Here is a 26,534-nt window from a genome sequence, read left to right as displayed (position 1 = left end):
CAGCAGGCGCGCTACGCACGAGCCTGTTCGATGCGCCGGGCGATTTCGTAAACGGCCTCCAGCTCCGAGCAGTTTTTCTCTCGCATAATGGCAGCGCGCTCTGCTTTCTCGTGCTTTTCGGTCATCGCCAGCGCGAGTGACAAAGCTGGTGGTACATTGCGAAACAGGGCTTCGACTTTGTCGGCCAGCACAACACCCTCAACGTATTTACCGGGCTCTTTGCGGGCGGACAGCAGCAAGTTGCGTTGCTCATCATTGAGGTCCTTAAAGCGGGCAATCTGCTCCACTTCCTCTTTCGGCATTACCAGGCACAGCCACCACTCCATCATGTTGAGCATCTTGCGGCTGGCATCGGGAAAGTCCTCCAGATTCTGGGTGGCAATCCAGAACCAGGCGCCGAGCTTGCGCCACATTTTGGTAATCTTGACCACGTAACGGGCCAGCAAGGGATTGGTGGTAATGATATGCCCTTCGTCAGTGACCACCAGTGTGGGCCGATCGTCGTGTTGGTGACGTTCCACCAGGTCGTTGATGTGACTCATCATCGACAGGTAGGCGACGGTGAGCTGATCCTCGTAGCCCTCTCTGGCCAGCATGCCCATTTCGAGGATAGTGACATCGGCCTCCGGCCAGGACTGTCCCGGTCGGTTGAAGAAGTGGCCCGCCAGGCCCGAGCAGAACAGCGCCATACCATCGCCCATTTCCAGCGCACGATTACGCCGGTGTCCGGGCAATTCCCTGTTGGTGGCGATGGTCTGAAAGGCGTTGACCACATCCTGGGTAATTACCTGGGTTCGGCTGGTCTCTTTCACGGTTTTTGCGGCAAGGAATATGGCATTGCGGATCAGCAGTCGATCGGCCCGGGTCAATCGCGCGTCTTCGCGTTCATCGCCACCGGTAATCATGATACGTGCAGCAATCTCCATCTCACCGAGAATATCGCGACCGACCCCTTCCTCCTCGATCTCATCATCTTCGTCTAACGTCTCCTCCATTGTGGATTCATCGACACTAAGCGGATTAAACGCATGGCGCCGATCTAGCAGTCGAAGCGCATCGGCAAAGGGCGGCAGACTGACATCGACATTGGGGTTCAGGGTTATCTGGTTTACTGAAAGACCGTGGTGCGCAAAATGCTGTCCCAACAGCGAAAACGAAGCACCGGCCTCGATGATAAAAATACGTGGCCGGTGCCGTGCCATCATCTGCTGCAGCAGATACACCAGTAGCGCCGACTTCCCCGCACCCGTCGGCCCCAGGATCAGCATGTGGGCATTTTTCTTACGGTCATCCCGATGCAGCGGGTCGAAGACCAAAGGTTCGGCACCTCGGTTGTAGAACACCAGGCCCGGATGACCGGTCCCACGGGAACGACCGTAGAACGGCAGTAAATTGGCAATGTGGCGAGAGAAGATCAGCCGCGAGCGACGACGGGATTTGTCCAGGTCTGCGTCATAGGCCATGGGCAAGTTGCGGATATAGCTGTCGAGCGACAGCAAGTCCGCTTCCTGGGCAATGGGCTGCAGGCCATTGGGTAAGAGCAGCGCATGGAGTCGATTCAAATTGTTACGCAGCGCCTTTTGATTATCGCCCCGCACATAGAAGGCCATGCTCACGGGATACAGCTTGTTGCCCTGGGCCATCTCCCGCTCCACCTGTTCCGCATCTTCCCGGGTAATCGACGCTTCAGCGGAATCACCCACCGATGCGCGTTTGATCTGGGCGATGTGATTGCGGGTGGTGTCCTGCGGCTTGAGAGTGAGTGTGATCGCCATGATAGTGTGCTCGGGCAGACGATCAAATAGCGAAAACACCTGATCCCCGGCCTGGCGCTCCGCCGTGAAGTGCCCAATGTCCGGTGCCCGCCGTAAGCTTTGGATGGTCACTACAGTGTGCGGCATATTATCGAAAACCCAACTCGCTGTTGCCTCGTCGGAGCGTGGCATCGAGAGGGTCAGTTGTTCAGCAAAGTCATGGCCGAACGGTAAGTTTTCATCGCCCGGGTATGGCGCCAACTGCAGAAGTGCTTCCGGATTACCGTCTGCTAACGGTGGATTGGGATTGAACCAGCTCAGCAACCACTGATAAAACGCCTGACCATTGGCACGCTGGACCTTTATCCCGGCAGAGGCCAATGAGGCGATCCATTTGGTCGCCACATCGTTGATCGCCTCCTCCACCTCTATAGCGGCTGGGGATTTGCCATTACTTATCAGACGACGGTAGAGCACTACACGGATCCGACGTTGCTGCCCCTGCCAACGCGAACCGGTGACGGTGGTATCGTCAAACAACCCACCCGGTCGAGAAATCGCCTGCAAGTGCTTCGACATCACCGACTGGTAATGCTGGGAATAATCCGATGCACGAACCGTCGGCGACGGATAACTGGCCAGCAACGCATTCAATTGGGTTAGCTTGGGCTCATCTTGCACATAGATCTGTAACACCCAGGGCGCATCATCGCGCTCGGGAATGGCCTCGTTGATAGCGATTTGAATAGCATCGCGCAACTGTGTCATAAACGCCGGCGTGCGCGCTTCGCAACCGACCGGCAGTACCTCGAACAAGGCTCCCAGACTGACGCCGTCCTCCAACAGAAAGGTTTTGCTCTCGGGGAGGTATTCCATCCAGGGCAACAGGTCGGTAAACGACGGCGGGCGCTGATAGTGCTGTTTTACCGAATCGGACGTTAAGGGCGAAGCGTCCGAATTATCCGGGAATTTTGAATTCGTCATGAGTGTCCTACTGCTCGTCGGGCGAAGGTACGACCGCGGCCGGCACCTCACCGGACACTTCCCCCGGCACTTCCCCAGGTAAGGCGTACTCCACCTTCTCGTAAAAGGGAAAGGTGGTGACATAGCCCGGTACCGGAGTGCGCTCACTGCCTGACAGGTGAGGAAAGATGTACATCACCAGGGTGGGATTCGGCAGGCGAGGAAATATCGTGTCGATCTCATTGGCGGCTTCTCGCACGAAACCCCGATAATGATCGATGCCTGTTTGAGGTAACGGCTGACCACCCATGGCCCGTCGATAGTCAGGTTTCTGAACATCAACCATGTGCTGATCGTAGATGGACTTCATGGTGGGACCGTCCTGTGGTAACACCGACTCCTTGGTGCTGGCGCAGCCGACCATCAACACACTAATCGAGACCAGAGCCAGTGGTAATCGTCGCTTGTTCGAAAAGATTCGTTTCATGATGGAGTTTCCTGCCATTGGAATGGAAATCGATGGGAAGTTCATGGTCGACATGGATCGCCAGCTCGACACCGGCGGGCACAAATACCGCATCAAAGCTTTGTGCCTGACGCTCGCGCAGCCATTGGGCAACCTCGTCACTGCCGCCGCTGATGGTTTTGCCTAATACGTATTTGCCCGTTTCACCGGAGACCACGCTTGTGGCCGAGCCAGAGTCATTGATCAGCGTTGTGGTTTCGGCCTGGGCCGCTGCCTCGCCGGCAGCTTCAAGCGCCATCACGCCAATACGCTGTGTCAGGAATGCGGGTGCGTTGGTCTTGCGTTCACCCGTGATACAGGGGATACCCCGCGCGTCGGAAATCCAGCCCAGTGGTCTATCACTGTTTCCACTGGAACCACCCAACTGGTTATCGTCACTGGATAGAGTCTGGATGGTGCCGTCTTCAAAGACAAAGGTCACCGATTCCAATTTCCCGGTCACACAGGAAAGCGTCCAGTCACCGATGGCCGTGCCACTCCAGATCATGCCTTCGATGCCTGGAATGCGCAGTCCATTGGCGGCCAGGTTTTCCTTGCCGGTAATCACCTTGAACGGCATGGGGTCGCGGACCTGCCCCTGGATAGGCACCCTGCCCACCAATGCGGTCATGCCAGTGGATCCAATCAGCGTGGCATTGCGCGGCACGGTGTAGACCGGCAGTGCGGTATTGAGGGCATCGGATCCTTTCGCCACAAGCGATTGCACTTCCGGACGAGTGCCATCTAACGCATTGCGGCCGGTGCGACTGAAGCGGTTGAGCAACGTCTCCTTATCACCGTCAGGCGATGGCGTGAACTCCAGGGGATTGACCCACACCAGCGATTCCGATTCCGCGGCCGATGTTCCAATGCCATCCAGACCGAGTCCGATCGGAATATCGGAGCCCGTAGACGACGGCCGCGTAGATGAAGTCCCAAACCGATTAGTCAGCGAATCCACCCTCGCCGTCAGCGCAGCGATGGCTGACGTGGTTTCGGTGGGGGCTGCATCCATGCGCTTTGTCTCCAATGCTGTCTGCACTCTCGACAGCACGTTGTTTTCGATCTGCTTTCTGTCTTTGATTAGATCGCGATTCTCCTGTTTGAGCGCGGTGTTATCCCGACGCAGGGCATTGAGTTCCGAGGTCATGGCGCTGACATTCGCCGTCAGTGTCTTGATGGTGTCTGCGGGTGTATCGGCATCCGGTTTCGGCGCTTGTGGCACGGCTTCCAAAAGCTGAGGTTGCTCCTCATTCGGGGAGCAGGACTTCACCGCAACTAGCACTGCCATCAGCACAACAGAGCCGGCAAGAATAGGTAACAAACGATTACTGGTGACCATCGACATGGTTGATTCTTATCCTCTCTCAAAGCGCCACATCGAAGGGCCGATCTGATACCAGATAGACGGCCGTGGTATCGGCCGCATTGCCGGCGGGTAACAGGCGATTGTGCTGAAACGTCGCAGCCAGCCATGACCCGCGCAGTTCGCGCGGATCCAGCACAAGCGGTCTTTGAGTAAGATTGGTGAGTTTTACGGCAGTAACGTACTTCAGCCCCACCTTCCACGCGGCGACCGGCACGGCTTCAACCTTTGCGCCATGCAACAGATCGACCGGTTCGGCATTTACCGGCATGGCAACCACACCCGACTGATGCGGGATCAGTCGCGTTGGCGCGTAGAGTTGTTGAGCGGCATAACGGGTTAACGAGGCATAACCCAAAGACCGTGATCGATTGTCAGACGTCGACTCAGCGGCACCGGCCTCTTGCTGTGACTCCAGCAGTATCTGCACATCAGGCAATGAGCGACTGTCTGATCCGCCTGGTGACGCTGAAATATCGAGGACGTAGATCGGGCCATCGGTTTCCGAGCGCACCATGACACGGGTGGTCTCAAAGGGTTGTCTGGCCAACAGGTATAAGGTGCCATTGATGCTTTGGCTGCGAAGAAACGGTGTCAGTGACTGCGGCAAACCGATGCTCACCGAATCCGGAAAATGCACAAGGCGCTCTTCACTGACGACCAGCGGGATAGCAATAGGCGCTTTGTTCCAGACAATTCGTTCAGGACGGTTCGATGTTGCGTCATCGACTTGCGCAAAGGAGACCAAGGGAAAACATAACCCGAGAAAACATGACCAGAGCAGGGCAATCCATTTCGCTGGAACGTAGTAATCAGTGACATTCATTTGGAGGGCTCCTTACCGGTGTTGCTGCCGGTTGCACTGGGTTCGGACAGTTCGGCATCGGTTAATCGACGCGGGCCGTCACTTGCGTACCCATCAAGCGCCAGACCCCAGGGATTGGTTTCTGGATCGATAGCTTGGCGCACTACGCGAACCGGGTATCGAATGGTCGTCTGCTTAACAGTCATGCCTTTCACGGACTCCAGCAAATCCAGATCTAGCCACACGATCCAGGCGTCGGAGGACAAGACATCAACGCGGCGTTCTTCGTAGCCATGCCCCGGGACTTCATGAACACCGCGTACCCGATAAGCCAGCTCACCGCGTCTGGCCTTCAACTCCATATCCTCAATCAGATCATTGCGGTAGCGAGGCGTCAGATAAGGTGAGATCCGAAAAATCGCATTGCCGTAATCTGTAGCACCGTTCTCGGGCCAGCGATTGAGCTGCTGAAAAATGTAGAACGCGAAGGCATAGACGTTCGCTGGAGGCACTTCCTCTGCGGCCAACACAGCGCCCGAGCGCAAATCAGGTGGTACATAAACTCGCAGCTGCTTGGGTGCCTGGCTCCAGCCGATCCAGAGGGCGAGAATGATCAGTCCTTGCAAGCCGATCACGACCCACAGGGAGCGCAAATGTGACCGCACATTATCGATTTCGAGTCGGTAGCGGCGCATAGTGCGTTCTCCCAATGTCCCAGGACCCGCTACGTAAAACCCAGGGCGTGCGATACAGCCCTATCGTTTGCAGACGAATACGTAGCCATTGTTGGTAATAGCCTTCAGGCCGCCCACGTTTGATACGCTGAAACAACGTCGCCATAACCACGACTGTGGCCACCACACCGACACCGGCGATACCAAAGCCCATAGTGATTGCGCCCAGCAACCAGGCCAGCAAGAGACTGAGGGGCAGCCATACCACGATGGCCAACCCCACAATCATGCCGAGCTCAGAGGATGAGCAGCCTTTAAAGATGGCGGGCTCGGCATTGAGCCGATCCGCCAGTGTTTCATGGTCGTTGGACATTCGCGTCTCCTACTGCAAGCTGCTGTTGACGCCGGAAGTTAAATAACGCCAGCCGCTTCTGTGAGCAGATAGCTGGCGAAGATCAGCACAATCGCGCCGACGATCCCCAGGACACCGACTTCAGCCCACTCCGCCTTGCCTTGGCGAGCTTCATTGAATTTCGCGAAGCCCAGGTACGCGATCCAGAGAAATCCCAGAACCGCAATGGCCAGTCCGAGTACCAAACCGCCATCTTTGATATAGCCCTGAATCAGGCCTATCCAGTCACCGGCCGGCGGAGCGGTGCTCGGCGCGACCGGCGTCGGCAACGCCGCCCAGAGCGGCAGTGGGAAAAGCACCGCGGCCGCCGCCAATAGCGATTTGCGATTGGCAGCCGATTTTTTGTTGGTGCCGTTTTTTGTATTTGATGTACCCATAACAAATGTCCTCTTCTGTAACGCTGATAAAAAGGGGGCCTATCCCCGCATCCCACTGCGATGCATCGCCGTTTGCCCTTACCGGACTTTCTCGATTGACTCACCGCAAATAGAAACCCAAAACCATCAAAACAATGCTTGCTCGCAGAGTGCTCCAGGTCAGATCGAAGACCGTGGCCTGCCCTTCCTGCCAGGCCCGAAAAACTCCTAACGCCACCCAGATAACCCAGACAAACGCCAACACCAGAATCATCGACGCGATAGCCGTCAGCATGGTGGCTGGCGTAATACCGGAACCGGCCTGGAATGCAGTTTGTTGCGCGGCGGTCACGCTCCAGACCTATCGACGGTAATCGCCGCGCAACGGCGGAAATGAGCGAGGCTGCGCGCGGGGAGAATCGATGTGTGACTGGATGCCGTCCTTGATCTGCTTCAGATCCTGACGCAGCCAGTCATAACGAAATCGGATACGGGAATCCCGATCAGCATTGACCTCAGCGCGATTGATTAGCGTCTCGAGGGCATTGAGCTCATGGATGATTTTCGCCAGCGCCTCACGCTCGGCGTCTGCATCAGCGAACGCCGCCGGCGCGACGCACAAGCCTAGAATCAGAAAGGTAGATGGCCAGAATTGGCGTTTCATGGCACTGCTGCTCCCGTAAGTTGTTACGGGGCATAGTGCGAGAATTAGTGGCGGTGGACGATGGAAAATCTATTCGGTGGGTGGGGTGGTTTTCTAGTCGTCACACAAAGTCTGTCACACGTTCAAAAGTGGACATTCGATATTCACATACGAAAAGGCGGGATTAGAAACCGACGAACGTTATTCCGAACGCTATCAACATCGTCGATCCGTTACAGTTTGCCGCTCAACATACTGATCACTCTCACAGCCACGTTTGTCAGAACCAGGTCCAATCAGACAAAGCCAACTAAGCATGCTCATCGCGCTAAGCGGGCACACGAATCTCACGGAACGCCTCGCCAAGCTGAAGCGCCGCACTCCGCCGATCTCCCATGTCGACTAGCATGTCGAGGATTCGCAGGAACTTCTGTGCCACCGTCAGCGTCATCGGCGCGTCGCGATGAGCAAAGTGTTGCACCAGCTCTGCAATACGTGCTGGGATGAATGTTCCATGCCAGCCTTTAAGGCTGTCGGGACCGTCGCCGATAATTGCGAGCACTTGTTCTGCGAAAGCTTCGGCCGGGTAGCTGGCTCTAGCTCGTTCACATAGCGTCAAGAACGGGTCCACCACTGAAGCAGCCCATCCGCCAGCGCGAATGAAACGATCAATCAAGGGCAGTATGCGGTTGATTTCGGACCAGTCGCCATTCACGTAGCGAGCGGCCAAATCCGCGCGTTCGACTGAGACGAACATCAACGTGCGAATAAGCTCGGGTTGATCGAAGCCTGAAAATTCTCCGCTCCGGTAGGTGTCGCGCTTGAAGGTAGGGTCCTGGAGGAGCCGTCCGAGACAGAGATCGAGTATCGCAACTGTGTCGACTGGAACGACCGGAGCATCGTACACGTAAGCGCAGACATAGGTGCTCGTGAATGGCGAGAGGAGAGCCCAGCAATTGTCGCCTTCGAGGTCTAAAATCGGGTCAAGGAAGCGGGACTGAAAGTCGGCAAGCGGGATAAGGCCAGCCACGTGCCCCAGCCTTGATCCGAGCGTATGCGTCCACTCAAAGATTTGTGTCGCTGACCGATCACGGCGTCCGGGCTTTACCCACGGTGGCGCATTCTTCTGATTGGTCCAGTCGAGAACACTGGCAAGGAAGTCGAGAAGCACGCTCTTTGCGCTGCTGTTAAGAACCTCGTCGAAAGGGATGCGCTGAAGGACTTCTGCAGCCTGCTTTGAGTGCCAGAAGATATCCGGTTCACCCCATACCTCAGCAGCGTCGGTTGCATCATCCACGTCGTAGTCTTCGTATCTTTGATGCCCACGCCGGCCCTTCCCGGGTTCGACCTTCATCCAGGCTGGAGGCGGTAACGGGAGAGGCGCCCATTCGCTTCCATGTTCATAGAACGCAAGCGCCGCGTTGACAGCGGCTTGTGCTTCAGTTGATGTATGGAGTGCTTCACTGTGCTGACGGGGCTGATCACGCGGCCGCGAGGGAACGCGGCAGAGTGAAAACGCCAAGATCAGCGCGGCCCAAGTCAACTTGGAGTCCTTAGGCCAGAGCTTGCAGGCCTCTTCGAAAGCGGTCAACGCAACAATTTCAAGTGGATGCGCGATCAGCGTGAGGAGGTCATTAGCCGTACTGCGAGCCGCTGTATCTTCCCGGAGATCCGCTGCGAGGCCTCGGGCCGCATAGATTCCCTGGTGCCACGGGACGACAGATCCGGGGGACCACATCAGATCGAACTTTTCTGGCAGACGGATCGCGCGTTCTAGGACATCACGAGCCCACTCAAGGTCTTCGTGTATACACCCTTCTCGGAAGTTAAGCGCTATGGCCGCTGTGGCGGCGACTGCACCCCGCCGCATTCCGATCTGTTCCTCTTCATACTCGCTGTTCGGGTTTTCGAATAAGTCGCTAGTGTCCGCTTCCTTGGACAATACGATGGCATCCTCGATCGTATAGGTGTCGTTCAGTGTCTTCTCGTCGAATGATTTGGATGCCCACGTCCAAAGGCCGGTAAGCCCCAGGTACTTAGTAGCCTCTTCGGCCCTGGCGATATTTTCAGGCTGAGCGGCAGATGGGCTGACGTGGACAATCGCTACTTGGTCCGAACCCTCTTCGGTGCGGTAGGCCTGATAGTTTTTCGGCTCTGCCAACTCGGCATATTCGAGTGCCTGCTTTGTGAGGTGTTCCCGCGCCTCCAGAATGTCGCGGTGTTCTTCGTACTGGAAGGGGAGATCGTTCTTGAAATTGAGGATCGCTTCGCGTGCTCGATCGCGGAGGGGCTCCGTCGCAAAGACAAACCTGGGTACCATCCAACTAAGCTGTGTCTTACGGGCAGTCCTAGCATTTGCCGTCTGGATTGCTTCAATGTGGGGTTTGTCAGCACTACTCGTGAAACCGATCAGGTTCGACGCTGACGAAAGGTCTTGCACCATTCGATTATGGTCCGCGGCCAACAGGCGCTGCGAGGTGAACAGAGGCAATGTTGTTTCAGACACCCGCTCGGTGTGCAGCGCGAGCATTGATGCCATGCCTAGGATGGCGATGCACTCGTTCCCCTCTACGATTTGCTTGATCAGCTCGTCAACAGTCCGGCTGTGCTCAAGCTGGGTGAGGCACCACTCCTCGAGCGCCATGAATGCGCTGCCGATAGATTTAGGTGCCCACGTCGACCGAAACCAAAGATACTCTCGATCGGTACCCCAGAAAATTTGGGTACCCCAGGGAAAGGTGAGTTCGAGCGGTATAGGGGTACCTCCACGGTCGCGCGAGTGATGATGCAGCTGTCGCCATGCGGTCATCGAATGATTGCAGAGTTCTCGAAGGAGCCGCAGTGCATGGTCGGGAGATGATTGGAAAAGCGAATGAAATGGCTCTCGAAGTGGCGAAGGGGGCCAGAAGCTTCGGTGGTCGTCGTGGATCGAAAGCCTTTCCCAGTCGTGGTAGCTGAAATCGCCGACGGTTCGCAGATATAGTCCGCCCGAAAGCGCCATTTTTTCTTTACGCGTCCGTTCGGCTTCCGGCTTTGCTAAAACTGCTTTGCGCCACTCAGACGTGTCATGAAGTTCCTGTTTTTCTCGGGCAACTTGCTCATCCGGAAGCTCCCCTAGCAGGAACGCTAGTGAAAGCTCGACCACTGACTGGGGCAGCGATGGGGCAAGGATGGGTGAGTAGGCGATGATGTCATGGAATGCATCGTCTCGGATGCGCTCCGAGCTGGTGACCCGTCGCAAATAGTCGGCTGCAAGAGACGGCTCGGCTCTCGATGATCTTAAGAGGAGCTGGCCCAACGATTTTCTGAGAGCACCCAATTCGGGAACCTCCGCCCAATAAGCAGAGTTCTCATCAGGTCTATCGGCGGCACTGATCGCGTCTATGGCGGCGAGCCAGACAGCGCATTGTTGCAGAAGTGCATGAGACGTCGGATTGCGAAGGTCGGCCAAGGCATTCTGCCAGACCTCGAAAATGGAGACGATCTCTGGATAAAGCCGCTGCGGAATGTCTGCAATGCGCCGCAGTATAAAATTGATGAGGCGACGCCACGCGGAGAAGTCGGACGGCCATCCGAGAAGATCAGCGAACCGTTGGCGTTGTTCCCGTGGGAGACCGCCGGTAAGGATATTCTCATTCGGGGTGGTCTTCTCAGCCTGAAACCAGACAAGCGTCTTCCTGAAAAGTCTGAAGTCGTTGGCAAAGACAGCCGTCGCGAATTGGTCTTCATCAACTTCGAATCTCGCAGTTCCGAGGGGACCAACCAGCCACGCTCGCAGCCATTGCGATCTAAGTTCCGAATTCTCCGTTTGGGCAAGGTACGCCGGCCAGTTTGTTCCCTGCGTATACTCCCATTGAGAGGTGAGTTCGACGACGCGCGCGACTGCCGGTGGCTCGCCGCAGGCCTTGATAATCTCCATCCAGTGTAGTCCGCGATCGGCTAGGACATGAAAGAAGGCCCATTCGAAAAAGATATCGTGGGCGAAGCTGACGGAAACCCCTTCACGGGCATTTTGGAGTATGCCGTCTGATCTTAGGTCATCGATGTGTGCGACTGAAGTTAACTGGCCAAGGGCAATCGGTTGGCTAAGCTGGCGGGCACGAACACTTGCCAAGTCGAGTAGTCCGCGCTGGCGTTCAAGTGCGTTTTGACCCGTTTCATTGTAGCCGCCCCGCCGCCACCAATTCTCAATCAAATCGACTTCAGATTGGGGGACGAATGTCGAAGCGCTGGGGTCGGCCATGTAGCTCTGGTTCAGCACTTTCGCGAAAAAAGGCCGTCGGACTATTTCTTGCACTTGAGCGGATCCGAACAGAAGCGATCTCAGGTGTGGCTTGGCTTTTACAAGCGACTCGGCCTCATCGTCACTCAACTGACCAACGCTTAGCGTTTCTACCTTCAGGGCATCGAGGAATTCGCCCAACCAATTGCGAAGCATCTCAATGCCGGTATCGCGAAGGGAAACGACGACGCGCCAGTTATCAAGTAGTGGTGATTCCAAAATGGCATGGATCACATCGACGATAATGGGCTGGTGTTCTTTGTCGATGCGGTCGATCGCATCGATAAAGAGTACGGGAGTACCGGCAGCCCCGATCTCTACGAGAAGTTGCTCTAGGTGAGCACCCGATAAACCCTGCGAGGTCGCATAGCTGATCCAGCTGGTCCCTTCGAGCTGTTCGGCTTTGAGGAAGAGAATCGGCCCGTGTTCTAGCGCACGCTGCACCGCTCGCCTCACCAGGACCGATTTGCCACTTCCCGGAAGTCCGCGGACCTGGACGGCACGGGCGGTGGTGAGTTTTGCGTCCATGCTCTCAAGGAGCGAGATACGGTCGAGTCTTGTTCCCCCAATATCGTCCGGAATGAGGTTCGCGTAGCTATTCGCTAGCTCCGTTAACTTATCGAGGTCGTAGCGTAGTGAGGTCGCGCCGCGGAGTCGTGCGACAGGTGAGATCAAGCGAACAAGACGTATGCGATCAAACCGACCTGATTTGCCAGCTGATGAACGGGCCAGCTGAACTGTTCTAGACCAGACAAGCGGCGCCTTGGCTGCGTCTTCGGGCGCGAGGCAACCCTGAATACGATTAATGGCATCAGAGGGATCAGTGGCGCCTTCGCGGAGGAAGTCGAATTGTATGAGCACGAGGTGAGCAAGGAACTGATACTCTTCTTCACTCGTGCATGGTGCCCCCTTCGATGCTTCCAGTAGAGTAACGACGTCGTCCTTAACCATTGTGATGTCAGCGCTGGCGCAGCCGCCCGTCGCAAAGCGAGCGTGGAAATGGCCAGCCGTCAGGCTTTCGCGGGCCCAATCGCAAACGGTCTTTAATGCTCGTTCTTTGGCAGGGGTGACCGTACCAACTGCGGCCCCGTAGCGGTCGACGTTTAAGCGGAAGTCTGACTTGTTGAGAGTTGCCCAACTGTCGCGGATGATTTCGCGAAAGTCTTTGTTCGTTTTTGCACTGCTGATCGTGAGCGAGCGCTTTACCTGGAGGCTAAGTCGGGCGGGGTTCTTTGAGGAATCTTCAAAATCGACGATCACATCATCCAGTGGTTCACCGAAATCGCGTTGCTGGACCGAAACTCGAACAACGGTTCGATCATCGATGCCGGGTGCATAAGCCTCGGTTAGCAGCGCGGTGAGATAGAATGCAGCCGCATCGCCCTCAAAGGTGAAACCTTCGCCGCCGGCGAGTTCAGGTGATTGTGGCATCTTTATCTTGAAACCTTCGCTAGTTGTCCGCTTCCGCTGCTTACCATGATTGGGTTGATTCCTGTGTTCTCTTCATCGTGGTCATCCTAAGTTGGAAAATCGAGAGACCGCATTTCTAGCCGGACCTACATGCACATTTCTAACCCCTGTGATTCACGGCTAAGACCTATTCCATATTTTCAATTTGACTCATCACCTCTACAATCTGAGCCAACTGCCGGCTATCAATCTTCGCCCCATGTAACCCATCTTCTTTGACCCTGAGATCTTCGACTCCAAGTGCTTTTGTTAATGTGTCTAACGATGGACCTCTGTAACTGCACGGCAAATCGGTCGCCTGTGCCCAAGGAATAGCTGCTTTCTGGCTGCAAAATACACCTTGTAATGGTGGCATTGTTAAACCATACCTGGCCACGTGATCCAACAGGATCGGCCAGTCAAAACTGGCATTGTGAATGACTATGAGCTGATCCTTCAGGTATTCAGCAATCTGCTGCCACTGTGAATCGAAGGATTCAAATCCGGCAGCCTGTTTGTTGGTAATGCCGTGTATCGACTGCGCTTCTTCTGAAATGCGTTTTTGTGGTCTTGTCTTGAACTCGACGGATTCCGCAATCTCTCGATTGCTCACCACGGTGATGCCAAGAGTCACGATGTCCGGCAGTCCGTTTTCGTCAGGTAGGCCGGTGGTTTCGGTATCTAGGACGATGTAATCGTCCGGTAGTTGGGTGAAGATCCACAGCAGCTCTTTATACATTGCCATCACCTCCTGCCACTGCCGTCTAGGGATTCAACATTCACAACTGACCCCTGTTCATAGTGGTAACGCAGATAGCGCCAGTGGATGGCATCGGTGAGCGCCTTGGGCCGCATCACCCCGTAGCACTCCCCTTTCGCTCTCACGCTTTGGTAGTGAATGCCGAAGCTATTGGCAGCCCGAAGCGTATAGCCAAGTGTCTGTGCTTCGCCGTAATCGTCGGGATCGTAGATAGCGTTTCCGACCAGGTGCCGTACATCGTGAAGGGTTGTCGGCCCCAGCTGCGCGCGGATAACGCGCATCTCCTGGGTGGTCTTGTCGATTCTTGATTCACGTAAGAATCGTGCCCGATGGAAGGATGATTCGGCGATGGCGACCGTCTCATCCGCGGCGCAATAATAGATACCGAAATCCCGATTGAAGCGGCCACCTCGTCCATCCACCGGCGGGTGAGTGAAGGCAGCCATTATCCAGGACGCGCCATCGCCATACACCCGATCTTCCGGTGGCACCAGACGAATATCACCCACCTCATCACGTAACCTGGGGTTGGTCAGAGACTCCACGGCATAGAGCACGTCCCAATCCTGTGGATTGGAGACCCGCTCGAACAGGTGGATCTGCGGATAGCGTGACAGAATGACCCGATAAACCGGTTCATTTGTCTCGCTACCCGGTAGCGTATCGATATCGATCACCAGCCACCCCGCTCCGCATCAAGGAAATTCCTGACCACGGCCAGATCGACCACCTGTCCGGCCAGCAACCGGTCCAGCGGGGCCGTGCCGTTGAACAACGGGTTGTCGTTGGGGGTAGCCAGCCACTGATCGGCAAGCGCCTGATCGGGCAACAGGATTTGCAGGGATTTGTAGATCCCCAGGATATAGCTGGCCCGTTCCAGCAGGTCCCTGGTTAACTTGGCCTTTTCCGGCTGGCTCTTCCAGTTATAGAGCGTCTTCTCGTTGCTGAGCCCCAACAGGGTCATCTGCTGGGCGCCGGTCAGGCGCCACTGGCTGAAAATAGCGAAAATCGCCGGCAGCAGTGAACTGGTGACACTGGAACCACGTTGCAGCAGTTGTTCGGCTTGAGCGATCATGTTTACCTCCTTAACAGCACTTAAACTGTATTTTTACAGTGCCTAAATACAGCCTAGCAAACTGTAATGATACAGTCAACTGTATCAGAGATACTTTTTGAAGGTACTGGCCGTGATGGTCACAGCAAAGGCAAAGGCCAGAGCGAACGGCAAGATGATCCAGGACGGGTGCAAACTGAACGGTAGCGCCAGGTACAGCACCCAGGCCATGATGATCAGCGGTATGGCGGCTTTCTTGGCGTAGTGATAGACGAAAGAGCTTTCCCTGCCGCCGCCCCAACGCCGCAGGTCCCGCCGCACCAGACCATCAACCAGTGCCACCAGGGTGAACAGTCCAAATACCGGCGTCGCCAGCGTCAGGATGGCGAGACGTACCGCAAAAACCTGCGTGATTTGCATACCGGCCAGGACATAGTCAGCAACCGGCCGGTAAAACCGGTGCAGCACCGGGCGCACGCCGGACTCTTCAAGGCCCGGGGCCGGCGTAATCCACTGGATAAGATCGACAATACCGGTCCACTCAAAGGCGATATGGTAAAACCGGTCCGACAAATCACTGGCGAATTGCATGGGATGAGCCGTTAACCAGCTGCGGTGAAAGTCTGCGCCGAGGAACTGCAACTCGTTCACCAGCATCTGTCGGCTGTGATCCAGCCCCTGCTCCTCCCACCAGAACACCATACCGATCAATTCAATCAGAACGGAAAATATCAGGGAGAGAAACAGCCATTTAAGGCACTGGGCTAGCCCTGTCAAAAAGCGGGAGAATGTGCCGGGGCGTGTGACGGGCCGGCGGGGATCAGTCGGTTCCGCCATGCTTAGGTTTGCACATCGGGATCTACAGATTCGACCGTCGCCTCGGAGACGGCGTGCCACCAGTGGTCAGTGACTCGATACCAGTGATCGTTGGTGATGTAGCTGCGACGCATGGCATCGGCCATCTCCTCAAAATCGCCTGGCATGGCCGTATCCTCACGGTTATCCGGCAACGGGATACGGATTTTCCAGAGCTGGCCACCTTCCAACAGCGCGAAGGCCTGCCCTTTGGGCAGCGTGACCATATCGGCAGCGGTCAGCATCGGCACTTCCGAAACACTGATCCGGTCTTCGTTGCGGGATTTGAAGTCGACCCCGGAACCGGGATCCGATGAATCATCGACGCCGGAGACACTCATCAGGGTGAAGACTTCAACCCGCGGCAACTGCTCGGTCAGCATCGCAGCGGTATCCAGCTCCTTTACTCGTAGCATCAGCATTGTGTTGAAGTTGCCGGCCACCTGACCCGCTTTGGCCCGACTGCCGATACGCGCTTCCACGTCCGACCAGGTCTGGGTGTAGGCCGTGACCTGAAAGCCTGCCCCTCCCGCCTTGTTCAACAGCGGCACGAACTCATCACCGATCAACTCGTTGAACTCATCCGCATGCAGGGAGATTGTGGGGATGGAATGCCGCTGGCGTTCTGATTCTGACGCATCAGCGCCATTAGTCGCGACGCCGTGCTTGTAGATATGCCCCGCCACAGACACCAAATCTGCAAACATGGAATTCCCGACCGCGCTGGCCACCGTCGTATCGGTGAGAGCATCCAGTCCCACATAAACGATGCCCTTGCGGCGCACCACATCCATCCATTCAAAGATCGGCCTGGCATCGTGTTCATCCTGGTAATCAGGCGATATCAGAGCGGCGATGGTGCCGGTGGTCAGTTTTTCCATCAGTGGGCCAACGGAACTCACAATCTTGTCGAAATAGGTTTTGTCGTATTTGAATGCGGAAATAAGTCCATCCAGGACGGGGTCATAAATGGCTCTCTCCTGCAGCAACCGCATACACGCTATGGCTTCCATCGACCGGCCACGCAGTGCATTGGACAGGTTGCGCTCTTTGATATCCGCTGCGCGTTCTTCAACCAGGGACGCCCAGGCATCGATGCCAGCAATGTCGGCACAATGGCCGGCATATTCCACAAACAAGGGTTCAATGTCGTTGATGTAACGGCGGATCTGTTGGTAGTCCGGTCGGCGCTTCAGGGCCACCAGCGATCGCGCAATGATGTTGACGAAACGCCAGGCGAACTCTTTGAAGGCAGCGGAGTTGCCCTCATTGGGCAACTGATTGGCGATACGGGTCGCAACCTCGGTGATGCGGGAGAAATTACCGATGGCGTTGTAGCGTGCCGACAATTCGGGGAAACCGAGATGAAACAGATAAAAATCGTCCAGACGACCGGCCCGCTTTGCCTCGGCGTAGATGCGACGCAACAGATCGGCATCCCCTTTCGGATCGAAGACAATGACGACATCACCCCGACGGATGTCCTGGGTAATCAGCAGTTCCGCCAGGCGTGTCTTACCGACGCGCGTGGTACCCAACACCAGCGTGTGTCCAACCCGTTCGCCCAGATCCATCCACACGGGCTGTTCATGAGGATCAACCGCGTGCAGTGCGGGCTTGCCGCCGACGGCAGGTAATGGTGCCAGCGGGTTCCAACGGGATCGACTGCGCAGGGCTTTGGCCAGTAAAGACAGGATTGGAATCGATTCCCAGGCTACCTCCTTTTGCCGTGCCCACTGGTAGTACGTGCCTGGCTGAACGTAACGTTGAACCTCGGGCTTCAGGGTATCGCGAAGACGTTGGGTGTGTTGCTGGGTCCAGCGAAAGCCTTTGCCCAAAAACAGCTTATGATGACTGACGGGGATCTGGTTGGCCCGCACTTGATATTTCGGCAGTCGCTTCATGTTGTGCTGGTAACGCAGCACACGCCATGCCTGGCGCCCACGCCACATGCCAAAACCGAAAAAGGTCAGGCTTGTAGCAGTTGCAATACCCGATGGCATCATCAAGGCCCAAGGGGCGAGCCAGGCCATCGTGCCAGCCGCTAACGCCGTACAGGTGGACCACAATTCCACGGGAGGCCGCAGCAGCGCTTCCATTGGATGCGTGCTCATTGTCGGATGCCATCACGGCTAATCAATACCGGGTAATGATGAATAGCCAGCGCCGCGGCCAGATCACTCCCTGAACCCAGGGTGATGGATAAGCCCTGCGCCACCTCGGCAACCCGTCTAACGTCGGCCTCGGTATCGGCCTGCACCAACATGCCCGCCGCACCCAGGCGCCGGAGTGTGTCCCGGTGATAGGCCAGCCACTGCAATGACACCGCGTCCGATCCGATTAAAAAAAACGGGCGCGGATTACCCTGCGCGAGCCGCGTCAGCACCTCGGGATTCAGTGGAGTGTCACCACTATCGCCGACCTCCAATCCGGGTGAGTGCAACGGCAACAAGTTACTCAATACTGCTGGGCCGAGCATAGATTTGGACGATGGATTCGGTTCGCTTGCTTTGGCAGGATCGGTCGACGGCGTTTCATCCGCCTGGAACGGACCAAGTAACGGCGACAAAGGTTGGGTTTGGCCGCTGTCATAAATCACTGTCAGATCCGCCAATGCGGAAGAACCCCCGCCTATCGCGAGTAACAATGCGGGCACGAGGACAGACAACATTCGTTGTTTACGGATACTCAAGGTGCACCTCCGTTGGTGTATCGGTCAACCGCATCCAGTGCGCCTTGACCCGCTGACCATAGCGGTCAGCTCGGGCAGGATCATTCGGTGCGTGATAGCAGCCGGCGCTTTGAATCCAGTTGGTGTGTTCGACAAAGCAGTCGCGCAGGATCGCGGCGGCCACTCGCAAGTTGTGGTAGGGATCCAGCGCCTGCCAGGATGAGCCCAGGTCTGCCCGATGGTAGCGCCAACTGATTTGCATCAGACCGACATCCACCGACGAGGCTTCCGTTTCCGTTAACGCCGCCTGCAGGGCATGCCATGCCAGCTGACGTGACGAAAAATAGTGCCCTTCGCCGTCGATATTGAGTGCCCACGGCCAGGGTCGAAGCTGTCCTTCGCTAAGCGAGCTTTGCCCACTTTCGGTCAGGGCGACCGAATAGAGCAAGGCCGGAGGAAGGCCGTATTCGCTCGCGACTTTCTTATATCCCACTGGCACGGATTGTGACTGCGCGGGCGTCGACCACCACAGAACGCCGACAAAGCAGACCGTGATTAACCGGCGTGCCATGATCGCTACTCCTTAAAATCGTGATGCCGGCAAGGGATCCAATCGCCCTTCCCGGCGTAGTATCAGTATCGGTAAATCCTGTCCCTGTTGCCCCGTGTGGCCGGCAACCTGGTTGAGCGCACCCGCATCAATGTTCAGGGTAATCTTGTGCTCGCTGACCCATTGAGGATCGATCTGTTTCGAGGCCGCCCAGTCGCGTATACGGAATTCGTCACCGGCGGACACATCGATCAGGTACAGATCGATGCCTGCGAAGTGTTTGATCTGGCTCACCAATCGCTCCAGCACCGCATCGCAGGTCGGGCATTGGGTATCGGTAAAGAACAACACCCGGTCAGACGACTGCCACGCGAAGTTTCCAGCCAGACCTTGATCCGGCTTAGTGGAAGCTACAACACCGGGGTCGATCAACAAGCCGTTGGGAAACAAGCGCCGCTGGGCGTCGTCGTAGGCCCGCTGAAACGCCAGAATGCGCTCAGCATCGTCTCGCATCATAACCGCCCATCGCTCTGCGTAGCGCCGACGTTCATCAGCACTACGCGCGTGAATGCCCAGCACTTCGAGGGGTGACAAGGTCGCAGGACTCACGCTGCCCCGGACACCTTGCATCAGGGATTGGTAACGCTGCCATTCCGATTCATCTAGCCCCCACTGGTTAGCACGAAACGCCAGCGAGTCAATACGTTCTGTCACGGATTGCTCAATCGCCGGTGTGTTCGAAGATTGCGATTCCGCTGTCTGAAGGCTATCAGCGTAAACAGGCAACGCGAGGCAAAGGCAGAACCCGATAAACCCGACGCCAGGTTTTCTCACGCGACAATCAATAGTCATCTTCATTGACCTTTTGATCGACACGCACGGTCAGATCGCGCTGAATAATCAGGTGATAATCCGGGTCACAAATGGGCACGGCGGGTTCTCGAACATCTACCTTCCCGCTCGTCGAAACAACCTCACTTTCAACACGCGGTTCCGGATCAACTTGCCTCGACTCAGCACCCATAACCCATGCGGTGACAAAAACAATCGCAATGACAAAGGCTTCCATTACTGCACACCTCCCGTCGCATTGGGGTCTGGAATATCCGCGCAACGCTCGAATGCAATGAGGCGGTGAACGGGATCCTGGATAAGGTGAAAAGCAGGACCACTCAAGAGTCCCATCACGGTTTCGAGCGGCATGGGCTCAAAGCGGCGATGCACGGCCGGCAGCGGCAGCTCCAGCATGGCTCTCGCCTCCTCCGATAGCACGCCATCGGCCGCCAGGCGATAGCCAGAATCTCGCAACATCCAGTGGAAGGCCTCCCCCACACTTTCAATGTCGCTTGGAATGGTGATCGCTCTTGTCACGGACAACAGATCGCGCTGCCCGGCGGTCGGCCGAACGGCTATCACTGAATAGCGATTAATTTGAGTCAGTGTGCTGATTGCTGTGACGGGACGCTCCTCCGCCACTGCTGAATGGCTCACGACGGCTGCCGCAGAACAACACATCAGCATCCTCAAGAGGTGTGACATTGGGTGATGTTTGGACGAAGACATGTTTTGGCCTTGATCGTGATGAATGGCGTCATGATCGCCAAGTGATCTTCTGGCGTGAATGGTTAATCCACTCGATCAATGTCGAGCTTTTCTGTGACACGTCCACCTGCCAAAACTTATCGCCCTAAGTAAACGGCGCTGATCTGTTCGCGAACATGGCCTAATTCGCGACTGATGGTGAGTCGTGCCTGATGGTCCTGCTGTCGTTGCTCAGCACTCAAACTTTTTGCGGTCGGACCACCCGCCGCAGGACAGGCCCAACCCGTCAACGCCTGATAGCGTGACTGAGCATACGCATGGCGCAGGCCATGCAGTTTCGACAAACCTGCCTGAGTGGTATGACGCTCGTAGGTACGCAACTGCTGAATGTAATTTTTCTGCGGGGGAATCAGGGAACCGGATCCCACCAGTCGGTGGGCTCGATCCAAGACATCACGCTGTTCCTTGTGGTGCACCGGCACAACGCGCGCCTTGCCGCCTTTCGTCCAGGAGGCCTTCAGGCGAACATGATCGCCCTGATCAGCGTAACCTGGCATGAATTTGATTGCCTCCTCTCTGCGCAGGCCAAAGGCGCGCTGAAGTTCCAGGCTCATGCGTACATGGTCGTCTTTGACGTTAGACAGTGCATTGTCGTCAACAGCAACCGCCTTGGAATCGTTACTGACGAATTGTCGATCGGGGATGCCGTAGAAGTCATTTGATCGTGCGATAACGTTACGCCGATCCACTTTGGCGGCCCACCACCGCAGACAATTCATGCGGTTCTTTATGGTACCGGCCGCCATACCGTCACTGAGCCAGCGCTGGACAAGCGCGTCCACATGCTTCGGCTTGAGAGATCGCGTGGTCATGCGCCGGTACCCCATCTCCTGCAACTGATTGGCGATCTGGTTAAGCATACGCGCCCGGTTGGCCTGGGTACTGTAGCTGCCATCCCGGTTGCGCTGACACATTTGCTTCAATTGGTAGTTCAGGTCTCGCATCGTGTACTTTCCAACTCTGGTAAGTGTTTATGACCAACCGCAGGCACGTAGCCTGACAGGGTCCGCCGAGGCGGAAGGGTCAAGGGACACTACTCCCCGTTTGACCTGATAAGCCTGGTCGCAGGCAACCTGACTGCTCTTCTGCTGAAGATGGCGCCAGGTAAACCAATGGGCTCTAAGAGCCCGTCTTTAATGGTGGGTACTTCACCTCCTTTTAGGTAAGCGGAACCATTAGTCCGCAGATTGAAAGAAACCGTCGAGTGAACGGCACATTGAAAGTCGGCTGCTTGCGAGCCGGGTTTGAAATGGCGATTGCCAGTTTGAAGAGAGGACAAAAGTCCCGATGACGAAAAAGCATTGAAGATGAGCTGCAGCCGAGACTGTGCGCCTTTCAAGCTCTGGTGGCGCTACTGCTGTTTTTGCCATTTTCGATGGCGAGGGCAACTTCCCCCATCCACGTTACCGCCGTGGCCGCGTTTTGTTCTGCAATTGATCAATGGCCATCAGTATAGCCAGATCGAATTCGCCGGGAACGCAACAATCCATGCGCAAACCGTTGTCGTTCGAGGCTGCGCCGCCCTCGTCACTACCCCGCTTCGCTTGCCAGTGACGAGGGCTTCGTTCGAATCAACTCCCACGCCAGGTCTTCGACCTGTCATGGCAGTCGAATAAGCAGGTCCATTCGCGCCGTGGTTACAGTGGAACCACCGGCAAGAAATATCAGCTGGATGTGGTGTTGGCACTTCACGGGGGCAGGTTGCGTCGGAAGCAAAGCGGGGGAGGACCGAAGAAGTGCCACTTTATCCCAAGTGGCCAGGGCAAGGAGCCGATTCGATCGGCGTCATTAATCTTCGTTGGGCAACATGATCGCAATAACGGGCTCTCCGACATCGCCGGGACCCACCATCAATTTCAAAGTCACCTCCTCCGCTTCCACGGAATGCCCGTCTTTGGGCACCCGATGTAGCGAGAACCGCAGTCGATCGCCGGAGTCAGTGGTCGTTCGAATCGCATAGAACGCCATAAACAACACGTCCCACAAACGACCAGTCTCATCCTGGTGTACCTGACACCGGCTATCTCGTTCAGTCCAGGCGACACAATCACACCATGCCGCATGCGTTAGAGCCGCCGGCCACTTGAAACCGGCTTCACGCGCCATACTCGTGACGTCGATCAATACACCGTCTTCAATCGCCTGTGCTCGGCTGTAAGATGAGATGATCGGACCGAAGATATCTTCCAACGATGCTTTCTCTGAGTTTTTCATAAGGTTTCTCCCTGAGGATATGAGTAAAATATTCGGGGAGTCCCTCCTTCCCATTGGGAAGCAGTGACTCCCCAATGGGTTGAGTAAATTGTCTTTTAGAGCAGTCCGCGTTCGGCAAACGAAATTGACTCGCCAGCAGTGACCACAAAATGGTCCAACACACGAATGTCGATGAGTGCCAGCGCCTCTTTCAGCCGCCGCGTAATCGCCTGGTCCGCATTACTGGGCTCGGCGACTCCACTCGGGTGATTATGAAAAAACATCACCGCTGCAGCGTTGACGGTAAGTGCCTGCTGCACCACCACACGGGGATACACCGAGGCACCATCAATGGTTCCCTGAAACAACTCGACCGTTTCGATCACTCGATGTCGGTTATCCAGATACAAACAACCAAAGACCTCCGCTTTGCGCTCCGCCAACAACATCCGTAAAAAGTCACGGGTATGGTTGGGGCTCGGCAGCTCGACGCCCGGCTGGTGCAGATCGTGTAATACCGCAAAGGCCAGCTCCAGCAGGGATTGCTTTTCAGGATCGTTTAGCGACGCCATGCGAACACGTGCAAAACGGTTTTTAGGAATCACCTGGGTAGGTGAAGATTTGGAAGCCATAAGCGCTCTCCTTGAAAGATGCGAGGAGACCGCCCTGCAAGGGAGTGTCTCCCTCGCGTTGGGTTAAAGATTGACCGCATCGTTGGATGCGGTCAGATGTGGTCGTCAGGCTACGGCGTTATGGGCCTCAGATGTCGGCGCCGGAAACGGCTGGCCTTCAACTTTGATCCATTGGAACCGCAGTAACCGGGACTTCAGACTGATGCCCGTCGTACCGGCTCGATTACCGTTTTTGAAGATGAAGGTTTCGGCTTGCAGATCACTGAGGTGAAAACCCACCAGAACTTTCAGGTCAGCTTCCACCGCCGGCGTCAGCTGACGGACCAAATCCTTCGCTTCTTCACCCACCACCACACATTCGAAATGCGTGTGCTGGACGTTTTCGGCAGGCCCTCGTAGCGCCGCAATAGTGACACTGAGAAATGGGAATCCATTCTCTGGCGTCACTTCACGCACACGATTGAGATAACCGATGCCGTGAATATCAAGATCGAAATACTTCGGCTTTTCAGCGGTAGTTTGTCTACTGGTCATAACATATTCTCCTTGAACACAATGAAATGCCGGAGAACACGTTTCCCTGACGGGAAGGCGTTTCCCGGCAGGGTGAGTAAAATCAGGGAAAGCCCTGACACTGGATTGACGGCAGAGCCGCGGTATCGATTGCACAATCCGACGATACCTTTCTTGTCACTGAGACCGCAGTGACCACGTATAAATTCGCTATCGCTCCTTCGAAGAATCGTCACAGACAAACTGTAGGTACTTGAGCATGCCCCGCGCATTGGCGAATGCTGCATGATCAGCGATGGTTTGATTGGGGAACCAGTCGGCGATGTCTGATGACAGGGCCGCACTGCCGCCACCAACAAAAAGGACGCGATCAAGCTCCACACCCAGCCCGAGTTTGCGGCGGGTTTCTGCGTAAAGTCGCTCTACCAGCTCGCGCTTGGCGTTCATCACCATGTCGGATACATCGTGATCTTTGCCGTGCAACCGCAAACGGTTAGTGTCAACGGCCCGGCTGATGATTTGCTCACCGAGCTCGTGGAGATCGAACCGTTCCTGGATCAGGTTGGCGACGCGAAGCTTCACATCGAGCATCCCCCTGTTCAGGGAACCTGAGGAACCGTGGACAACACCCTGGTTCTGCACGACAACGTAATCTGTGGTTCGACCGCCGATATCAACGATAGCAACCGGCGCATTGAGTCGGTCAGCATCCAGCGTTACGCCATCATCCAAGGTCACAATGACGTAGTCGTACCAAGCCGCCAGCGCCTCTGGAATAACCTCGTGAAAAGCAATGCTGGCTTTGAGCGCTGGCCTTGTCGATGACTTCTTGGCCACGACAGGCTCGACCGTTAACTTGAGACCGTCTCGCTTGGTTTGAATCGCCTGTCGCCGTTGCTGACCATCGCCACGATAAAATGCTGCGACTGGCAATCCTGTCACCATATGGAGAGAGCGGCCCGATAAGCCCGCCTCTTGTAACGCGTGCTGGACAATGACACGGTTGAGTGCGGAGCCTGGGTATTCATCAAATTGCGTCGGTTCACCATCGACCGCGCCGACGGAATACACTGTCCCCGCGGTTTCGTACTCGAAAATCCGTTGCTCCACATCCCGAATCCAGGTCACACCTGCCGCTCCTATGCGCGCCCGCGACGGCACGGATACGAGGCGGCCATCCGGCAGTGCCACCTTGGTATAGGCGTAGCCGTCATCCAGCCCCACCTGGACTACCTGCATCGGATTGCCAGCAATGGCGGCTTGTCTCTGCTGGGCAGCTTTTTCGTCGGTCAATTCTGTCATGATGAATGTCCTGATAGCGGTTTCTCGTCATTACTCACCGATCACTTGCCTGAGGTGGGTAAAAGGTTTGTGTGATTTGTTGACCGGGAAAGGGCTGGGCATTTCGGTCCTATCTCGACAAGTTGCAGAAACCGAAACAGCCTCGGTCCGTTGCTGTTTGGCGATAGGATTGCTGTGACCGCTATACATGTAGCTCGTCGTATTCGGCTTGCGCACGGAGTTCGAAAAACCCGGCTGGCGTTGCTCAGACTTGATCACATGGCACTCGCTTTGAAATGCCGTCAACACCAGTTGCCGTAACCAATCGTTTCGCCTGTCCTTCGGTAGTCGGTGCAGACGCTGTAACACCATCGCCTCGAGCGGAATCCGCGTGTCCAGTGAAACGCTTATCTGCTGTCGCGTGGTGCTGGCCATCCCAGTTACGCCTCACCTGGCACTACAGGCTCGCTACTAACAATCTTTTGGAATGTCACTGGGCGCAGGGATGGCAGCCTGGCACCACATAGGATGTCTTCTGGAATTTCGCCCATCCGCTCTCGCGCCTTGACGACCATCGGCGTGCCTTGCCGAATATCAGCACGGCGAATCTCCAGGCAGTGGTACCCCTGAGGCAAGGCAAATACACGGCGCACCCAGCGACCGCAGCCGGCCACCTGGTCGACAAGATCGCCGGGTATGTCGATGCCCAAGTGACGCAACGTCATGTCTGTGCACATCAGCTGGTCGTACTGACCCAGCAATTGCGCAGCCCGAAAGGCATAGGGATTGGCAAACTGCAAGGACACACGCTGTGGTCGGCTCGATTGCGCAATGGCGAACTCCAGCGCACCGTTTGACGCGACAAGACCCTCCATCCGTTGCTGTAATGTGCGCAGCTGTGCTCGGGTATCGGCAATGCCCTCTTCCACTTTGAGCAACCACCAGTCTGCATAGGGGTCGTCAAACCGGATTGCCTGCCATAAGGACTTCAATCGATCTGCAAACCCAATAAGTCCGATGATCGCCGGCTTGCCATCGACGGCTCGCCGGCCATGAATAAGGCTTTGAGCCTGGTAAGTCTGAATCGTCAACCAGACTTCACCCTGCAATGCCCCGGGTGTGGACTCTTGCTGCTGGGTATCTGTGGTTTCGGAAGACTGCTTTGCATCTGAAGTCATGGACATCACTCCGCTGAAACGTCATTTCTAACGTGC

27 protein-coding genes are annotated in these 26,534 nt (G+C 56.0%); all 27 read right to left on the bottom strand.

Annotation, left to right across the window (positions count from 1 at the left end):
* Window positions 1–11: 11 nt before the first annotated feature.
* On the bottom strand, window positions 12–2,738 hold the full coding sequence (locus tag IPM20_01950) for a conjugative transfer ATPase (GenBank protein ID MBK9130395.1): 2,727 nt from the start codon (window positions 2,736–2,738) through the stop codon (window positions 12–14).
* A 7-nt stretch (window positions 2,739–2,745) separates the two neighbouring features.
* Window positions 2,746–3,204, bottom strand: a complete 459-nt coding sequence (locus IPM20_01945; GenBank protein ID MBK9130394.1) for a TIGR03751 family conjugal transfer lipoprotein — start codon at window positions 3,202–3,204, stop codon at window positions 2,746–2,748.
* Entirely contained in the window at window positions 3,149–4,570 is a 1,422-nt protein-coding gene (locus IPM20_01940; protein ID MBK9130393.1) for a TIGR03752 family integrating conjugative element protein, read from the bottom strand. Before IPM20_01940 ends, IPM20_01945 begins: the two co-directional genes overlap by 56 nt.
* Before the next feature lie 19 nt (window positions 4,571–4,589).
* Window positions 4,590–5,414 carry a TIGR03749 family integrating conjugative element protein gene (locus IPM20_01935; GenBank protein ID MBK9130392.1) on the bottom strand — a complete coding sequence of 275 codons (825 nt, stop codon included), beginning with the start codon at window positions 5,412–5,414 and terminating at the stop codon, window positions 4,590–4,592.
* A complete protein-coding gene (locus IPM20_01930) occupies window positions 5,411–6,088 on the bottom strand; it encodes a TIGR03746 family integrating conjugative element protein (GenBank protein MBK9130391.1) in 678 nt (225 codons plus the stop codon). The genes IPM20_01935 and IPM20_01930 overlap by 4 nt, the downstream gene beginning before the upstream one ends.
* Window positions 6,060–6,440, bottom strand: a complete 381-nt coding sequence (locus tag IPM20_01925; GenBank protein ID MBK9130390.1) for a TIGR03750 family conjugal transfer protein — start codon at window positions 6,438–6,440, stop codon at window positions 6,060–6,062. The genes IPM20_01930 and IPM20_01925 overlap by 29 nt, the downstream gene beginning before the upstream one ends.
* A gap of 38 nt (window positions 6,441–6,478) precedes the next feature.
* Window positions 6,479–6,856: a TIGR03745 family integrating conjugative element membrane protein gene (locus IPM20_01920; GenBank protein ID MBK9130389.1), complete on the bottom strand. Its 378-nt coding sequence runs from the start codon at window positions 6,854–6,856 to the stop codon at window positions 6,479–6,481.
* Between the two features lie 100 nt (window positions 6,857–6,956).
* A complete protein-coding gene (locus tag IPM20_01915) occupies window positions 6,957–7,187 on the bottom strand; it encodes a TIGR03758 family integrating conjugative element protein (GenBank protein MBK9130388.1) in 231 nt (76 codons plus the stop codon).
* Window positions 7,188–7,196: 9 nt separating this feature from the next.
* On the bottom strand, window positions 7,197–7,499 hold the full coding sequence (locus tag IPM20_01910) for an RAQPRD family integrative conjugative element protein (GenBank protein MBK9130387.1): 303 nt from the start codon (window positions 7,497–7,499) through the stop codon (window positions 7,197–7,199).
* Window positions 7,500–7,806: 307 nt separating this feature from the next.
* On the bottom strand, window positions 7,807–13,191 hold the full coding sequence (locus tag IPM20_01905) for an ATP-binding protein (protein ID MBK9130386.1): 5,385 nt from the start codon (window positions 13,189–13,191) through the stop codon (window positions 7,807–7,809).
* A 166-nt stretch (window positions 13,192–13,357) separates the two neighbouring features.
* The gene (locus tag IPM20_01900) at window positions 13,358–13,948 is read right to left on the bottom strand and encodes a 3'-5' exonuclease (GenBank protein ID MBK9130385.1); all 591 of its coding nucleotides are present in this window, start codon (window positions 13,946–13,948) and stop codon (window positions 13,358–13,360) included.
* Between the two features lie 5 nt (window positions 13,949–13,953).
* Entirely contained in the window at window positions 13,954–14,646 is a 693-nt protein-coding gene (locus tag IPM20_01895) for an RES family NAD+ phosphorylase (protein ID MBK9130384.1), read from the bottom strand.
* Window positions 14,643–15,044 carry a DUF2384 domain-containing protein gene (locus IPM20_01890; protein ID MBK9130383.1) on the bottom strand — a complete coding sequence of 134 codons (402 nt, stop codon included), beginning with the start codon at window positions 15,042–15,044 and terminating at the stop codon, window positions 14,643–14,645. Before IPM20_01890 ends, IPM20_01895 begins: the two co-directional genes overlap by 4 nt.
* A gap of 84 nt (window positions 15,045–15,128) precedes the next feature.
* The gene (locus IPM20_01885; GenBank protein ID MBK9130382.1) at window positions 15,129–15,860 is read right to left on the bottom strand and encodes a TIGR03747 family integrating conjugative element membrane protein; all 732 of its coding nucleotides are present in this window, start codon (window positions 15,858–15,860) and stop codon (window positions 15,129–15,131) included.
* A 2-nt stretch (window positions 15,861–15,862) separates the two neighbouring features.
* Window positions 15,863–17,992 (bottom strand): type IV conjugative transfer system coupling protein TraD, encoded by a 2,130-nt coding sequence (gene traD, locus IPM20_01880; protein MBK9130381.1) that lies wholly within the window; start codon window positions 17,990–17,992, stop codon window positions 15,863–15,865.
* Window positions 17,989–18,549, bottom strand: coding sequence for an integrating conjugative element protein (locus tag IPM20_01875; protein MBK9130380.1), 561 nt, complete (start codon window positions 18,547–18,549; stop codon window positions 17,989–17,991). Before IPM20_01875 ends, traD begins: the two co-directional genes overlap by 4 nt.
* A 7-nt stretch (window positions 18,550–18,556) precedes the next feature.
* Entirely contained in the window at window positions 18,557–19,120 is a 564-nt protein-coding gene (locus IPM20_01870) for a lytic transglycosylase domain-containing protein (protein MBK9130379.1), read from the bottom strand.
* A gap of 12 nt (window positions 19,121–19,132) precedes the next feature.
* Window positions 19,133–19,951: a TIGR03759 family integrating conjugative element protein gene (locus IPM20_01865; GenBank protein ID MBK9130378.1), complete on the bottom strand. Its 819-nt coding sequence runs from the start codon at window positions 19,949–19,951 to the stop codon at window positions 19,133–19,135.
* Window positions 19,941–20,168 carry a hypothetical protein gene (locus IPM20_01860; protein MBK9130377.1) on the bottom strand — a complete coding sequence of 76 codons (228 nt, stop codon included), beginning with the start codon at window positions 20,166–20,168 and terminating at the stop codon, window positions 19,941–19,943. Before IPM20_01860 ends, IPM20_01865 begins: the two co-directional genes overlap by 11 nt.
* Window positions 20,168–20,575, bottom strand: a complete 408-nt coding sequence (locus tag IPM20_01855) for a PilL N-terminal domain-containing protein (protein MBK9130376.1) — start codon at window positions 20,573–20,575, stop codon at window positions 20,168–20,170. The genes IPM20_01860 and IPM20_01855 overlap by 1 nt, the downstream gene beginning before the upstream one ends.
* A gap of 203 nt (window positions 20,576–20,778) precedes the next feature.
* Window positions 20,779–21,645 (bottom strand): integrase domain-containing protein, encoded by an 867-nt coding sequence (locus IPM20_01850; protein MBK9130375.1) that lies wholly within the window; start codon window positions 21,643–21,645, stop codon window positions 20,779–20,781.
* A gap of 844 nt (window positions 21,646–22,489) precedes the next feature.
* The gene (locus IPM20_01845) at window positions 22,490–22,915 is read right to left on the bottom strand and encodes a hypothetical protein (GenBank protein ID MBK9130374.1); all 426 of its coding nucleotides are present in this window, start codon (window positions 22,913–22,915) and stop codon (window positions 22,490–22,492) included.
* A gap of 95 nt (window positions 22,916–23,010) precedes the next feature.
* A complete protein-coding gene (gene radC, locus IPM20_01840) occupies window positions 23,011–23,526 on the bottom strand; it encodes a DNA repair protein RadC (GenBank protein ID MBK9130373.1) in 516 nt (171 codons plus the stop codon).
* Window positions 23,527–23,631: 105 nt separating this feature from the next.
* Window positions 23,632–24,060 carry a DUF3577 domain-containing protein gene (locus IPM20_01835; protein MBK9130372.1) on the bottom strand — a complete coding sequence of 143 codons (429 nt, stop codon included), beginning with the start codon at window positions 24,058–24,060 and terminating at the stop codon, window positions 23,632–23,634.
* A gap of 189 nt (window positions 24,061–24,249) precedes the next feature.
* Entirely contained in the window at window positions 24,250–25,341 is a 1,092-nt protein-coding gene (locus IPM20_01830; GenBank protein ID MBK9130371.1) for a ParM/StbA family protein, read from the bottom strand.
* 30 nt (window positions 25,342–25,371) lie between these two features.
* Window positions 25,372–25,755: a hypothetical protein gene (locus IPM20_01825; GenBank protein ID MBK9130370.1), complete on the bottom strand. Its 384-nt coding sequence runs from the start codon at window positions 25,753–25,755 to the stop codon at window positions 25,372–25,374.
* 5 nt (window positions 25,756–25,760) lie between these two features.
* On the bottom strand, window positions 25,761–26,504 hold the full coding sequence (locus tag IPM20_01820) for a TIGR03761 family integrating conjugative element protein (protein ID MBK9130369.1): 744 nt from the start codon (window positions 26,502–26,504) through the stop codon (window positions 25,761–25,763).
* Window positions 26,505–26,534 lie beyond the last annotated feature (30 nt).

The sequence above is a fragment of the Gammaproteobacteria bacterium genome (assembly GCA_016716465.1).
Taxonomy (GTDB): Bacteria; Pseudomonadota; Gammaproteobacteria; order SZUA-140; family SZUA-140; genus JADJWH01.
The sequence above is the reverse complement of the archived record's forward strand: the minus strand, read 5'-3'. Positions and strand labels throughout refer to the sequence as shown.